The organism is Streptomyces sp. NPDC020422 (assembly GCF_044386705.1).
Classification (GTDB): Bacteria; Actinomycetota; Actinomycetes; order Streptomycetales; family Streptomycetaceae; genus Streptomyces.
In genome coordinates this window covers 428,696-442,752 of the sequence record NZ_JBIRVJ010000008.1, presented here as the reverse complement: position 1 = coordinate 442,752, position 14,057 = coordinate 428,696, and the positions used below count along the sequence as shown (strand labels likewise).

At 72.1% G+C, this 14,057-nt stretch carries 11 protein-coding genes; 2 read left to right on the top strand and 9 right to left on the bottom strand.

Annotated elements, in window-relative coordinates; translation table 11 throughout:
• Positions 1 to 24 precede the first annotated feature (24 nt).
• The 4 genes from ACH414_RS23865 to ACH414_RS23850 all read right to left on the bottom strand — a co-directional run bounded on the left by ACH414_RS23865 (position 25) and on the right by ACH414_RS23850 (position 7,032).
• On the bottom strand, positions 25 to 1,212 hold the full coding sequence (locus tag ACH414_RS23865) for a cytochrome P450 (RefSeq protein ID WP_382548806.1): 1,188 nt from the start codon (positions 1,210 to 1,212) through the stop codon (positions 25 to 27).
• Positions 1,209 to 1,937: a tRNA-dependent cyclodipeptide synthase gene (locus ACH414_RS23860; RefSeq protein ID WP_382548804.1), complete on the bottom strand. Its 729-nt coding sequence runs from the start codon at positions 1,935 to 1,937 to the stop codon at positions 1,209 to 1,211. Before ACH414_RS23860 ends, ACH414_RS23865 begins: the two co-directional genes overlap by 4 nt.
• Positions 1,938 to 2,078: 141 nt before the next feature.
• Positions 2,079 to 5,981: an ATP-binding protein gene (locus tag ACH414_RS23855; RefSeq protein ID WP_398943242.1), complete on the bottom strand. Its 3,903-nt coding sequence runs from the start codon at positions 5,979 to 5,981 to the stop codon at positions 2,079 to 2,081.
• Between the two features lie 76 nt (positions 5,982 to 6,057).
• Positions 6,058 to 7,032 carry a helix-turn-helix transcriptional regulator gene (locus ACH414_RS23850; protein ID WP_386565194.1) on the bottom strand — a complete coding sequence of 325 codons (975 nt, stop codon included), beginning with the start codon at positions 7,030 to 7,032 and terminating at the stop codon, positions 6,058 to 6,060.
• A gap of 262 nt (positions 7,033 to 7,294) precedes the next feature.
• Here ACH414_RS23850 and ACH414_RS23845 point away from each other — a divergent pair, with 262 nt between their 5' ends.
• Positions 7,295 to 8,554, top strand: coding sequence for a Cys-Gln thioester bond-forming surface protein (locus tag ACH414_RS23845; RefSeq protein WP_398943241.1), 1,260 nt, complete (start codon positions 7,295 to 7,297; stop codon positions 8,552 to 8,554).
• 82 nt (positions 8,555 to 8,636) lie between these two features.
• Here ACH414_RS23845 and glnA read toward each other — a convergent pair whose 3' ends face one another.
• On the bottom strand, positions 8,637 to 10,061 hold the full coding sequence (gene glnA / locus ACH414_RS23840) for a type I glutamate--ammonia ligase (RefSeq protein ID WP_382548981.1): 1,425 nt from the start codon (positions 10,059 to 10,061) through the stop codon (positions 8,637 to 8,639).
• A 220-nt stretch (positions 10,062 to 10,281) separates the two neighbouring features.
• Between glnA and ACH414_RS23835 the strand changes: the two genes are divergently transcribed.
• Positions 10,282 to 10,749 (top strand): RDD family protein, encoded by a 468-nt coding sequence (locus ACH414_RS23835; RefSeq protein ID WP_382548979.1) that lies wholly within the window; start codon positions 10,282 to 10,284, stop codon positions 10,747 to 10,749.
• Between the two features lie 115 nt (positions 10,750 to 10,864).
• Here ACH414_RS23835 and ACH414_RS23830 read toward each other — a convergent pair whose 3' ends face one another.
• From ACH414_RS23830 to lipB, 4 genes are all read right to left on the bottom strand, one after another.
• Positions 10,865 to 11,575, bottom strand: a complete 711-nt coding sequence (locus ACH414_RS23830) for a DUF4191 domain-containing protein (protein ID WP_382548977.1) — start codon at positions 11,573 to 11,575, stop codon at positions 10,865 to 10,867.
• A 10-nt stretch (positions 11,576 to 11,585) separates the two neighbouring features.
• Complete coding sequence (locus ACH414_RS23825; RefSeq protein WP_382548975.1) at positions 11,586 to 11,795, bottom strand: hypothetical protein; 210 nt, start codon at positions 11,793 to 11,795, stop codon at positions 11,586 to 11,588.
• Between the two features lie 155 nt (positions 11,796 to 11,950).
• The gene (lipA, locus tag ACH414_RS23820) at positions 11,951 to 12,919 is read right to left on the bottom strand and encodes a lipoyl synthase (protein ID WP_382548973.1); all 969 of its coding nucleotides are present in this window, start codon (positions 12,917 to 12,919) and stop codon (positions 11,951 to 11,953) included.
• A gap of 113 nt (positions 12,920 to 13,032) precedes the next feature.
• Positions 13,033 to 13,866: a lipoyl(octanoyl) transferase LipB gene (gene lipB / locus ACH414_RS23815; RefSeq protein ID WP_382548971.1), complete on the bottom strand. Its 834-nt coding sequence runs from the start codon at positions 13,864 to 13,866 to the stop codon at positions 13,033 to 13,035.
• Between the last annotated feature and the right edge of the window lie 191 nt (positions 13,867 to 14,057).

Sequence of the window (14,057 nt, the reverse complement as noted above, 5' to 3'; positions counted from 1 at the left end):
CCTCCCGTTCGCCCGGGTCGCGCCCTACCAGGCGACGGGCAGCCGCTCGGGCAGCCGCTTCATGAAGTTGGTCCGCCACACCAGCTGTTCCACCGGCACCGCGAGCCGCAGCCCCGGCAGCCGTTCCAGCACCGTCTCCAGGGCGATCTCCGCGTGCCGCTTCCCGAGCGCGGTGGCCGGGCAGAAGTGCCGGCCGCCGCCGAAGGAGAGATGGTCCGCGGCGTTCTCCCGGCCGGGCCGGAAGGCCAGCGGATCCGGGAAGTGGGCGGGGTCGTGATTGGCCGCTTCCACGAGCACGAGCACCAGCTCACCCGCCCGTACGTCCACGTCGCCCAGCCGCACGTCCTCCAGCGCGAGCCGCGGCAGCCCGTCGCCGATCGACAGGTTCACCCGCAACAGCTCGTCCATCGCCCCGGCGGCCCCGCCCCCGGCCAGCGCCGCCCGCACATCCGGGCGGGTCAGCACCGACACCAGCGCCATCGTCAGGAAGCCGGCCGTGGAGATCACCCCCGCGCCGAAGAGCGTCACCCCGACCGTCGCCAGCATCTCGTCCGTGAGGTGGGCGTACTCGGGGTCCTCGCGCAGCGCCGCCAGCTCCGCCATCAGCCCGCCGGTCGCCGGATCGTCGAGCCGCTCGACCATGTAGGCGATGTCCCGGTCCCAGTTGAGGGCCGCCGCCTCGATCTCCCGCGGCGCGTTCATGAACGCCACGTCCAGGCTGCGCAGCAGCTTCGGCCCGTCCTCCTCGGGGATGCCGAGGATCCGGCAGTGCAGCCCCGCCGAGTACGGGTCGGCGAACCCGCCCCGCAGCTCGCCGGGAGCCCCCTCGCCGGCCAGCGCGTCCACCAGCGAAGCGGCCCGCGCCCGCAGCCACTCCTCCAGACCGGGGGCCTTCGGGTTCAGCGCCTTCATCACCGCCTTGCGCAGCCCCGCCCCGGTGATGTTGCCCATGTTGTTCACCACGTGCGGCGGGATCGTCAGCGCGTACTGCCGCGGCGCGCCCGGCGCGGAGGTGTCCTTCAGGCTGAACCGCGGGTCCTCCAGGACCTGCCGGCACAGCGCGTACGAGGAGACCAGCCAGGCCTCCGCCCCCGCGATGGTCCGCACCCTGCGCACCGGCTCCGTGCGCAGCCGCTCGACCTCCACGGGCAGCCGGGTGCCGTTCCAGTCGAAGGGGAAGGCGGGCAGGGCCTCGACGGCGGTGGACGTCATCGCGGGTCTCCTTCGACGGGCTTCGTTGCGGCGGGCGTGAGGATGCCGTGTCCCTGGTTGCGCGAGGCCCGCAGACCGGACCCGCGGGCGTACAACAGGTCCGCCAGCGGCAGGGCCTGGTGGTAGACGTTGAGCGAGGACGCGACCCCGAGGATCGCGGGGGTGTCCAGGAACAGCGGCACCTCCGCGCAGATGTACTCCCGGCACACCTCCCGCTGCCGCTCGGTGATCTCCTGCCCCGGCGTCAGCTTCCCGGCCAGGAAGATCCCGGCCAGCGCGTCACACGTCCCGCGCACCACCGGATCCCCGGCCACCGCCGCCACCGTCTCCCGGTGCAGCGCCCGGTACGCCGGCACCCCGGCGAACTCCGACATCCCCCGGGCCCGCAACCGCAGCCCCGACGGATCCTCGTCCGCCACCGCCGCGTGCACCTTCGCGCGCACCCCGCGCAGGTTCTTCACGGCCTTCCGCCGCGCCTCCTCGACGCCGTACCCGAGCGCCTCGTACATGTCGGCGACATGCAGATCCGTGTAGACGAAGTCGACCAGTTCGAAGTGTGCGAGCCCCCAGCGCGCCAGTTCGCGCAGTCGCTGGGCCGTGAAGTAGCTGTTCCCCGGGGAGACGCCGATGACCACGTGCGCGCCCTCGTCGGCGATGACGCGGCAGTGGTCGGTGTACGGCTGGAGTTGGAGCGTCTCTGCAGGGGCGATAGCCGCCTGAGTCACGTTCTGAATCCCTCATCGCGCCAACTAGTCCCAGCGGAGCCCAGTGCTCCGGGTGTGGCGGCCGCGACGACGACACGCTATCGAGCCGTCACGGAGAGCGAGCCGTCTACTCGGGGGTAGGGGCGGTAATTCGTCAGCTCGTCATCTTTCCGTCGCACGCGGGACACGGGCCAGGGCGGCCCGGATCGTGTCGGCGGGGTCGGGGAGGGGGACGCCGAGCTGCCGGATGAGGTCGACGACGTCGGTGAGGGAGGTGCCGCGGTGGAGGGCGGTGCGGTGCAGGTACTGGAGGCTGAAGTCGTGTACCTCCGGCGCCTCGCCCTCCTCCACCTCGTCGAGCTTGAGCAGGCGGACGGCGTCGGGGAACGAGAGCCCCGGCGGCAGGTCGTCGTGCGAGAGCGTGACCCCGCAGGCGCGCAGCCGCTTCGCGATGTCCCGGGGGCTGGTGCCGAGTGAGCGTGCCGCCATGAGCACGTGGGTGAACGGCACGGGGGAGTCGACCGGTGTCCACCAGTTGAAGGCACCGTAGGGCCGCAGGAGTTCGCGGTCGAGCGACGTGGGCCGCGCGGGCACGTCGAGGGCGACCCGGAAGCCGTAGGACCGCAGCCGGGCGATGTTGCGGCGCAGCTCCGGGAGGCCGTCCGCGCCGTCCAGGAGGACGGTGTACACGGGAGGCTGCTGCGGGGTCACGAAGGTCCGGTCGAACCGGTCCTCCAGCAGGTTCGCGTCCTCGGGTCCCGCGTCCGGGGGAAACGTGCCGTGCACCGTGAAACCGAATCCGGTGAGCCGCGCGAGCACCGTCTCCAGGGGCAGGCCGAGCTCCCTCGCCGCCCGCAGCGCTTGCCCCGGCGGCGTCGTCCCGGCCCGGTCGAGCCAGGGCAGCCGGCCGTCGCCGCGGGCGCTCAACAGGACGAGGTCCTCGGGTGAGGGGTGTTCGGGGAGTTTCCCCGGATCGACCTCCAGACCGTAGGAGGTGAGCCGACGGCACACCTCGGAGACGGGGAGCTCGGACCTGACAGCGGCCCAGGCGAGATGGCCGGGCGGGACGACCGCGTGGGAGTCCAGGAGGCGGACCACGTGCGTCGCCGGCGCCTCCACGAGCAGCTCGTCCAGCGAAGCGGCCTGCCGCTCGACGTGCTCGGAGACGGTGAAGCCGAAGCGGCGCAGGTGCGCCGCGGTCGCGTCGATGCCGGACCGCATGCGGGCCGCCGCCTTCCTGAGGCCTTCCGCGGCGACCGGCTTTCCGGGCAGGAGCCGGGCTTCGTGGGTCACGTCCCCGAAGGCCCGGGCGTTCGCCTCGGTGAGCTGCGCGTCGGGCGTCCAGTGCCGCGGGTCCGGCTCGGGGAAGCCGAGCCCTGCCATCCGCCGCGCCAGCTCACGCGGAGGCAACGCGAGGCGTCGTGCCGTGCCGGGAAGTCCGTGCAGACGTCGCGCGGGGGAGTCGAGGAGCCACTGGTCGGAGGGGACGGCCCGCCGGACGGGGCCCGGCTTCCCGAGCTCGGGGCAGAGCCGCGTCAGCTCGTCCAGGGCCGGGTGGGGACGCCGGGCGAGCAGTCGCCAGAGGTAGACGTGGTCCACCTCGTCCTGCCCGTCCCCGGCCCAGGGCAGGTTGACGAAGTCGCCGCCGTCCCTGACCCCGGGCAGGAGGGAGAAGTCCATCGGCAGGAACCCGGCCTCGGGAGTGCCGAAGGCCAAGCCCTTGAACGAGAGCGTGCGCCTCCCGGCGGCGAGTGCCGAGGTCACGAGGTCGGCGAGGACGGGACTCGCGGCGGCCACCTCGCAGACCCACCCGAAGTCCGGCACGCCCCGTTCCGGATCCGCGTCGACGAGCACCTCCGCGGCCTGCCGCAGCAGCTCGCCGACCTCCGGCGCCACGTTGTCGACGACATGCCGCCGGTCCACGGACAGACTGCCCGGCGACCGGGGTCCGCTGAGGTTCACCACCACGCCGGTCAGACCGGATCCCGGACCGCCGAACACCCCCGTGCTGCGCACCGTCGGCTCCACGAGGAGCCCGTCCACCAGGAGCGCACCGCCCTCCTCGCACCAGACCACGTCCACCCCCTCCGGCGCGTCGGGCCAGGGCAGCAGCTGCCCGTGCGCGTTCAGGGAGAACTCCTCGCGCAGCCCCATCGGTTCGCGCGGCCGCAGCCTCCCCGGCTCCCATGAGCTCACCGCCCCGCCCTGCTCCGCACTGGTCGGGAACTCCGCGATCCCGAGCACCCGCTCCAGCACGTCCACGCACGACCACCCCTCCTCGACCGTCCCCGGCCGCAGATAGAGCCGTACGGTCGTCCCCGGCTCCCGCCCCCGTTCCGCGACCTGCACGATCCGGAACAGATGCCCGGGCCCGCACACCGACACCTCGTACACCGGCCCGAAACCGCCGTCGGGGCCCATCCGGCACGTGGTCACCCGGATGTCGTCGGCCAGCATGAAGTAGCTGAGGACGCCGATGCCGAAGCGGCTGTTGGGGTAGAGCGTGACCGGCGGGTCGAGCCGTTCCCAGGCGGCCCGCTCCAGGGTGAACTCCAGCTGCTCGGCGAAGCGCGAACCGGCCCGCGAGAACACCCCGCGCAGCTCCGCGTCGCCCATGCCGACGCCGTCGTCCCGGCACTCCACGTACTCCCGGCCGTCCTCGTCGACGCCCTGGACGAATCGGATCCGCCCGCGGTACGGGGTGGCGGCGGGCCGGCCCGTGCGGTCCAGGTACTGCTCGCGGGCCCGTCGGTAGCGGCAGGCGTCCAGGGCGTTCTGGTAGAGCTCGCGCACGGCCAGGTCGCGGGACTTGTACAGCTGGATGCCCATCGCCAGGTCGAGCACCCGCCGCCCGTCGCCGCGGAAGCGCGCGTAGCCGTCGAAGGCGCCGTCGCTCGGCACCACGCCGTCGCCGGACAGCCGGGTCGGCAGCTCGGGCAGCGCGTGGGTGATCCGGTCGGACACGGTCCGCCGCACCGCGTGCAGCAGCTCGTCGACGCGGGCCGAGTACTCGCGCAGCCCCTCCACCACGGCCTCGTGCGCGCACTCCGCCCGCAGCACCGGCAGCTCGTGCGAGCCGCCCCAGCCGGCCCCGTCCAGGGTGCGCCGCAAGGCGTCGAGGTCGACCGGGTAAGGGATGGGCAGGTGCTCGGCGACGATCGAGGGCAGCGCCGTCGTCTCGATGCCCATGGCGTGCGCGAGCGCCAGGAGCAGGGCGAGCCGCTGGTCGCGGATCCGCTGGTGGCCGGGGCCCGAGCGGACGCGGTCCTCGGGGGACAGAAGGCCGAGGAACTCCGGGTGGCACACGTCGGGTCCGCGCCGCAGCGCGTGCATCAGGGCGGTCACCCGGCGCGGTGCCAGCGCCTCGCCGAGCCCCTCCGCGGCCTCGCCGAGCTCGTCGAGCAGCAGGCCGACCGAGTCGGCGCCCGCGAACTCCCGCTGCTGTGCCAGCCAGCGGTGGAACAGCCACCAGCCGACCGCGGGCTCCGCCTCCGGCGCCCGCCGGGCCCGCTGCACGAGCCCCTCGTCCCCCTCCGCGAAGACCTCGAAGGCCCGCCGGTCGGCCGAGGGATCCGCCGCCGGGGCCAGCGACCAGGGCCGGACCTCCGCGAGCCGGTCGACGCGCAGCTGACGGTGCGTCCGGTACAGGAAGGGGAACAGCACGAGCAGGGCGGCCTCGGCGGGATAGAGGTCGAGTTCGGCTCCCTGGCCCGGTTCGCCGAGCAGCCACTCGACCTGTTCGAGGAAGCGCGTCGGGAAGCCGGGATCGTCCCAGGGATCGCGCGCGGCGCCCTCCGCCAGCCCGTCGCGCATCCCCGCCAGCCGCACGGCGACCGCCCCGGCCAGCTCCCGGTGCACCTCCGCCCCCCGGTCCGCGGGCACATGCCGCCACACCACCGAGCCGCCGACCGCCCGCACCCAGGGGTCGACGGCGTCCCGCCACTCCTCGGCCGGCGGGGGAGCGGGCGCGCAGTAGAAGTGGGCGTTCTCGATCGACTCGGCCTGGACCACCGGCCCCGCCACCGAAGCCCCGTCGATCACGTTCCGGGTCCCGCCCTGCTCCACCCCGCCGCCCCCTTCTTCCGCTGCGACACGAACGTAGCAAGCGAAGAGGCCCTGCGCGGTCCCTACGGCCGCCCGCTCAGAGCCAGTTCCGCTCCCGCGCCGCCAGCGCCGCCCTGAAGCGGTTCGGCGTTCCCAGGCGGCGCATCAGCGCGGCCACGTGCCCCCGGTAGGTCCGGACGGACATGCCCAGTTCGCGCGCCCCCGCCTCGTCCTTGTCGACCCGCGCCATGGTGCGGAGGACGCGGCGCTCGGTCTCGTTCGGCAGGTCGTCCGCGAAGGCGCAGGAGCGGGCCCACCGGGTTTCGAAGAGGGTCAACAGCAGGGCCACCAGGCCGGGCTGACGGATGATCACGGCTCCGCGCGTGATGTCCGTCGGGTCGCTTGCCACCAGGGCGATCCGCCGGTCGAAGACCACCATCCGTTCGAGTGGCCCGGCCGTGCCGCGCACCTGGGCGCCCCGCTCCGACAGTTCCGACACGTACCGTCCGACGCCCGGGGAGTCGAGCGCGCGGGTGTGCACGATGGTCCGCATCCGCAGGCCCCGCCGCAGGTACTTCAGGTCCGAGCTGCGGACCGCGTCGAACGCGGCGGCGAGGATCGGCCCCGGGTGCGTGGTGAGGCGCTCCTCGCGGGCGAAGAACGAGAACTCCTCCACGTACGCGACCACCTGGTCGAGCCCCTCGACGTGCTCCAGGTCGGTGACCCGTCCCCACTGCCCCGCGCGGCGGTCCTCGGCCAGGCTCTCCACCAGATGGCGCGAGGAGGCGACGCGCCGGATCTCGCCCTGCAGTCCGTGGATCCGCATCCGCGCCAGCCGGTCCACCACGGACACCGGGTCCGTCCCGCTGAACGTCCGCTGGTCGGGCGAGGCCACCATGCCGTCTTCCCGGAGCCTGCCGAGCACGGCCCGGACGCTCTCCTGGTCGATCCCGCACCCCTGGGCGAGGGCGGCGATCCCGATCCCGGGCGACCGCAGGGTCATCCGGTAGACCGCTTCCTCGCGCGCGCCGACCCCGAGGAGCGCGAGGGGGTTGTCTTCCGCCGTGTCCATTCGAATCCCGCATTCCTGTCAGCCCTACGAAACGGCCTTGATCGTCCAACGGGCCCGCCCCGCTTCCCAGGGACCTAAGTCCGTACCTCCCCATAAAGCGGGGTTATGGGGTCATAGAGCTGCAGGAAGCTGTGGGCGCCCTCCGCAGGAAGTGCCCCGGGTTTTCCCCCGGGCGGCTGTCCGGGCCCCCATAGCTTTTCTCGGGTCCCTGGTGATCCTTCGAGGAGAAGAGCAACAAGTGAGGCGGAAACGCACAACGCGCATGACCATCGTCGGGCTCGCGAGCGGAATGCTCATGGGCGGCGCCGCGGCGACCGCGACCGCGGCGGACGGGGGTGCCGGCGGCGCCGGACGCGAAGGCGTCGTCGGCATCTCCTACGACCTCGTCGAGCACGACTACATCGCGCACCTGTATCCGCGGCCCGGAGGGAAGGACGACGGTGCGCCCGGCGGCCTGACCAAGGTGACGACCAGCGACGGCCGCGTCTTCTACGTGTACTGCCTGGACTCCGACACCAAGACGAAGCGCGGCGCCGAGTACCGCGAGGCCGGCCGGTCCGACGTCCCCACGCTGAAGGGGAACCCGGACGCCGGGAAGATCGACTGGATCCTGCGGCACGGCTACCCGACCCTCTCCAAGGAGGTGCTCGGCGAGCGGATCGGCGCCGAGCTGGACAAGAACGCGGCGGCCGGTGGCACCCAGGCGGCCATCTGGCGCCTCTCCAACCACGTCGCGGCGGTGCCGTGGAACCCGGCCGCGGCCAAGCTCGCCGACTACCTCGTGGCCCACGCCGAGGACGTCGGGGAGCCGGCCCGTCCGCTGATCCTCGCCCCCGGCACGGTGACCGGGTCCGCCGGGTCGGCCCTCGGCCCGATCAGGATCAGCTCCACCGGCAACCCGGTCGCCGCCTCCCTCGACCCCGCCGCCGTCGCGGCGGGCGTGGCGCTGACCGACCGGGAGGGCACCGTGCTCTCCGACGCCGACGGCAGGCTGACCCGGCCCGCGAAGAACGGCGACGAGCTGTTCGTGACGGCCCCCGCCGACGCCCCCGAGGGCAGCGCGACCGTCTCCGCGACGGCCGAGGCCCCGGCCGAGCCTGGCCGGAAGCTCGTCAGCGCCGACAGCCAGGCGCTGGCCCTCCTGAGCGGCGACCGGATATCCGTCGCCGCGGAGGCGAGGGTGAGCTGGACGGCGGCGGAGGCCTCGCCGGCGCCCACCGCCGACCCGGGCGCATCGGCGAGCGCGGACCCGGGCCAGTCCGCGTCCGCGTCCCCGACCGCTCCGGGCGGCACGGGCGGCGCGAGCGCCCCGGGCACCCCCGGTGGCGACGCCTCGGCGAGCGCGCACCCGGCGCCCGGCGCCACCACGCCCTCCACCGCCCCGGCGGGCTCGGAGCTCGCCGCCACCGGCTCCGGCAGCGTCCTCGGCTTCGTCGCCGCCGCGGCCGGCGGGCTGGCCGCGATCGGCGGGGCCGTGGTCCTGATCCACGAGTACCGCCGCCGCTTCCGCACCAGGGACTGAGCGGGCGGCAACGGCGAGGGGCCCCGGGGCCGGCGATGATGCCGGCCCCGGGGCCCCTCGTCACGCTACGGGCAGCCGAGCTCTAGAGGTCGAAGTAGAGCTCGAACTCGTGCGGGTGCGGACGCAGCTGGATCGGCGCGATCTCGTTGGTGCGCTTGTAGTCGATCCAGGTCTCGATCAGGTCGGAGGTGAAGACGCCACCGGCCTGCAGGTACTCGTTGTCCTCCTCCAGGGCGGAGAGGACGGCCTCGAGGTTGGTCGGGACCTGCGGGACGTTCGCGTGCTCCTCCGGAGCCAGCTCGTACAGGTCCTTGTCGATCGGCTCCATGGGCTCGATCTTGTTCTTGATGCCGTCGAGGCCCGCGAGGAGCAGCGCCGAGAAGGCGAGGTACGGGTTCGAGGACGGGTCCGGCGCGCGGAACTCGACGCGCTTGGCCTTCGGGTTCGAGCCCGTGATCGGGATGCGCATGGCGGCGGAGCGGTTGCGCTGCGAGTACACCATGTTGACCGGGGCCTCGAAGCCCGGGACCAGGCGGTGGTACGAGTTCACCGTCGGGTTGGTGAAGGCGAGCAGCGACGGGGCGTGCTTGAGGATGCCGCCGATGTAGTAGCGCGCGGTGTCCGACAGGCCCGCGTAGCCGGCCTCGTCGTAGAACAGCGGGTCGCCGTTCGACCACAGCGACTGGTGGACGTGCATGCCCGAGCCGTTGTCGCCGAAGATCGGCTTCGGCATGAAGGTCGCGGTCTTGCCGTTGCGCCAGGCGACGTTCTTCACGATGTACTTGAAGAGCATCAGGTCGTCGGCCGCGGCGAGCAGCGTGTTGAACTTGTAGTTGATCTCGGCCTGGCCGGCGGTGCCGACCTCGTGGTGCTGGCGCTCGACCTGCAGGCCGACGTTCTCCAGCTCCAGGGAGATCTCCGAGCGCAGGTCGGCGAAGTGGTCGACCGGCGGGGCCGGGAAGTAGCCGCCCTTGTAGCGGACCTTGTAGCCGCGGTTGTTGTCCTCCGCACCGGTGTTCCAGGCGCCGGCCTCGGAGTCGATGTGGTAGAAGCCCTGGTTCGCCGAGGTCTCGAAGCGGACCGAGTCGAACACGTAGAACTCGGCCTCGGGGCCGAAGTACGCGGTGTCGGCGATGCCGGTGGAGGCCAGGTACGCCTCGGCCTTCTTCGCGATGTTCCGCGGGTCACGGCTGTACTGCTCGCCGGTGATCGGGTCGTGGATGAAGAAGTTGATGTTCAGCGTCTTGTCGCGGCGGAAGGGGTCGACGCGGGCCGTCGACAGGTCCGCGCGCAGCGCCATGTCCGACTCGTGGATGGCCTGGAAGCCGCGGATCGACGAACCGTCGAAGGCGAGCTCCTCCGCCGGGTCGAAGGCCGTCGCCGGGATCGTGAAGTGCTGCATCACGCCCGGAAGGTCACAGAAGCGGACGTCGACCATCTTGACGTCGTTGTCCTTGATGAACTTCTGGACCTCGTCGGCGTTCTGGAACCCGTGCTTCTCGGACATCCAACTCCTCCTACCTCCCGGCCCGGGGAGGGGCGGGTTTGCAGCTCGGTGGTGGCCAGTGCGGTGGCCCACGCTGGACCCGACCATAGGCAGACGGGATTTCTCAAGCATGACCCATTTGTTTCGTCGAAGTTAACCGGAGCGGGTGCGCCTCCGCCGCCCGTGGTCCCGCGCCTACCCAGGCCGAAGTGATCAAAAACGGGCACAGTACCGTGGTCGGGTGGACAACAGGCAAGCACTCGGATCATGGCTCTCCGGACCGCGCGCCGCGGCCGAAGAAGCGGGCGTGGACTTCGGTTACCGGGGGCAGCAGCTCGGTCTGCCCGAGGAGGGGCCCGGTTCGATCGCCCGCCCCGGCCGCCGGCTCGGCGCCCTCGCCGTCGACTGGGCCCTGTGCAGCGTGATCGCATACGGTCTCATCACCCACCGCTATGGCCAGACCAGCCAGAACTGGGCGCTGCTCATCCTGCTGGTCCTGAGCGTGCTCACGGTCGGCAGCGTCGGTTTCACCCCCGGCAAGCGCCTCTTCGGCCTCCGGGTGGTCTCGGTGAGCGGCGGCCGCCTCGGCGTCCTGCGGGTGGTCCTGCGCAGCGTGCTCGTCTGCCTCGCGATCCCGGCCCTCATCTGGGACCGCGACGGCCGCGGCCTGCACGACCGCCTCTCCGGCGCCGTCCAGGTGCGCATCTGACGTACGCCTCCGCCGCGACGAGGGCGGACGAGGGTCATAACGCGAACGCGAACGGGAAGCGCCCCGGACCGAGTCGGTCCGGGGCGCTTCCCGTTCTCCGTACGTCCGCGTACGGTCAGCGCATCTTTCCGCCGCGCGGCATCCGCATGCCCTTCGGCATCGGACCCTTCGGCAGCGGCATGTTGCTCATCAGGTCGCCCATCGCCCGCAGCCGGTCGTTGGTCGCGGTCACCTGGGGGCCGGAGAGCAGCCGGGGCAGCTTCAGCATCTTGGTGCGGATCTTCTTGAGCGGCACCTGGCCCTGGTCCTCGTCGTTGCCGACGATGATGTCGGTCACCGGCACGTCCACGACGATGCGGGCGATCTTCTTCTTCTCGGCCGCGAGCAGCGTCTTCAGACGGTTCGGGTTGCCCTCGGCGACCAGGACGACGCCCTGGCGGCCGACCGCGCGGTGCACGACGTCCTGGTTGCGGTTCATCGCCACCGCCGGCGTCACCGTCCAGCCGCGCCCGATGTTCTGCAGGACCGCGGCGGCAGCGCCGGGCTGGCCCTCCATCTGACCGAAGGCGGCCTTCTCGGCACGCCGGCCGAAGACGATCGCCATCGCCAGGAAGGCCAGGACGAAACCGAGAATGCCCAGGTAGACCGGGTGACCGATCAGGAAGCCGATCGCGAGGAGGACACCGAGTACGACGATGCCCACGCCTGCGACGACGAGACCGACCTTGGGATCGGCCTTCCGGGTCATCTTGTACGTGAGGGCGATCTGCTTCAGTCGCCCGGGGTTCGCGGCGTCAGCGCCGCCCGTGTTTGCACTCCTCGCCATGTCCTGAAGTTTACGTGGCTCGGGAAGTCCGGCCCGACACCGCCTCCAGGACGTGCTGGGCCTCGACCCGGTCCTTGGCCCGGCGGCGGTCCTCCAGGACGGAGGTCCAGGCGTTGCGGCGGGCCCTGCGCTGCCCGCGGGAGAGCAGCAGGGACTCGACGGCCCTGAGGGCGTCGGTGACGGACGGGAGCGCCGTGGCGCGGATGTGCGCGGCCTGCATGGGCGAGGGCCTCCGTGAACGCTCGGTGGCGGTGAGTGAGTACAGCCTCACAGATCGGTGTTACCAGGGCGTGACCCGCCGGTCAAACACTGATGAAACCCCGATGTGCGGAAGCGGCCGCCCCCGGGGACGGCCGCTTCCGGGAACACGCCTGGTCAGACGGCCTGGGCCGCGTCGACGGCGCCCGCGCGCTTCTCGATCGCCTGCTGGTACAGGCGGCCGGCCCGGTACGAGGAGCGCACCAGCGGGCCCGACATCACACCGGAGAAGCCGATCTCGTCGGCCTCCTCCTTGAGCTCCACGAACTCCTGCGGCTTCACCCAGCGCTCCACGGGGTGGTGCCGGACGGAGGGGCGCAGGTACTGCGTGATGGTGATCAGCTCGCAGCCGGCGTCGTGCAGGTGCTGCAGCGCCTCGCTGACCTCCTCGCGGGTCTCGCCCATGCCGAGGATCAGGTTCGACTTCGTGACCAGACCGTAGTCCCGCGCCTTGGTGATGACCTCGAGCGAGCGCTCGTAGCGGAAGCCGGGGCGGATCCGCTTGAAGATCCGCGGCACGGTCTCGACGTTGTGCGCGAAGACCTCGGGGCGGGAGGCGAAGACCTCCTCCAGGAGCTCCGGCACCGCGTTGAAGTCGGGGGCGAGCAGCTCGACCTTGGTGCGGCCGTCGGCGCGCCCCTCGGTCTGCTGGTGGATCTGGCGCACGGTCTCCGCGTACAGCCAGGCGCCGCCGTCCTCCAGGTCGTCGCGCGCGACGCCGGTGATGGTGGCGTAGTTCAGGTCCATCGTGACGACGGACTCGCCGACGCGGCGCGGCTCGTCACGGTCGAGGGCCTCGGGCTTGCCCGTGTCGATCTGGCAGAAGTCGCAGCGCCGGGTGCACTGGTCACCGCCGATGAGGAAGGTCGCCTCGCGGTCCTCCCAGCACTCGAAGATGTTGGGACAGCCCGCCTCCTGGCAGACCGTGTGCAGCCCCTCGCTCTTCACGAGGCCCTGCAGCTTGTTGTACTCGGGCCCCATCTTGGCGCGGGTCTTGATCCACTCGGGCTTGCGCTCGATGGGGGTCTGGCTGTTCCGGACCTCCAGGCGCAGCATCTTGCGTCCGTCGGGTGCGACTGCGGACACATCGGCTCCTGTAGCTTCGATTCTTCGGCGCACACCAGGGTACGCCCGTTGCTTCCCATGCCCTTACGGTCTGGCCAACCCATGGCCAGAGCCGGGCATTCCTCGGGCGATCCTCAGGCCGAGGCCCGCGCGGTCTCCCGCTCCGTCCCGGGCGCGCTCTCGCGCTCGATCTCGCGGGGCTTGAGGTCAGCGTTCTCCAGGACGTCCCGCAGGTGCCTCTCGATCACCGGCAGCACCTCCTCGATCGTGATGTCCCGGCCCAGCTCGCCCGCGAGCGAGGCCACGCCCGCGTCGCGGATGCCACACGGGATGATCTTGTCGAACCAGGTGTTGTCCGGGTTCACGTTGAGTGCGAAGCCGTGCATCGTGACGCCCTTGGCGACCCGGATGCCGATGGCGGCGAGCTTGCGGTCCTCGCGGCGCTGGCCGGCGTTGGACGGGGCGTACTCCGGGCCGTTGAGCCGCGGGTCGAACTCGTCGTCGGTCAGCCGCGGGTCGAAGTCCAGCGAGAGGCCGCCGAACGAGGGGCGCTGCTCGATCGGGTCGCCGAGCACCCAGACGCCGCTGCGGCCCTCGATCCGGGTGGTCTCCAGGCCGAACTCGGCGGCCGTGCGGATCAGGGCCTCCTCCAGGCGCCGGACGTGGGCCACCACGTCGACCGGGCGGGGCAGCTTCAGGATCGGGTAGCCGACCAGCTGGCCGGGGCCGTGCCAGGTGATCTTGCCGCCGCGGTCCACGTCCACGACCGGCGTCCCGTCCAGGGGGCGCTCGCTCTCCTCGGTCCGCCGGCCCGCGGTGTACACGGGCGGGTGCTCCAGAAGCAGACAGGTGTCGGCCACCTCGTCCGCGAACCTGGCGGCGTGCACCTCGCGCTGCTTGTCCCACGCCACCCGGTAGTCGACGGCGTCCTCGCCGAAGCCCAGACGGACGAATCGCAGCTCACTCACGGCCATGCCTCCTCCTGGTCGCCGAAGGCCGGGTTCCGGGGATCGTCCCGGGGCGGGAGCCGGCTCGGCACCATGCGTCATACGCGCCCATGCCACTGTACGGCGGAACGCCGAACAGCCGTCCGGCAGGTGTGCGGGGGTGCGTGTGCGCTGCTCCGACGGCCTTCGCTCAGGGTGCTGCCGTAAAGAAC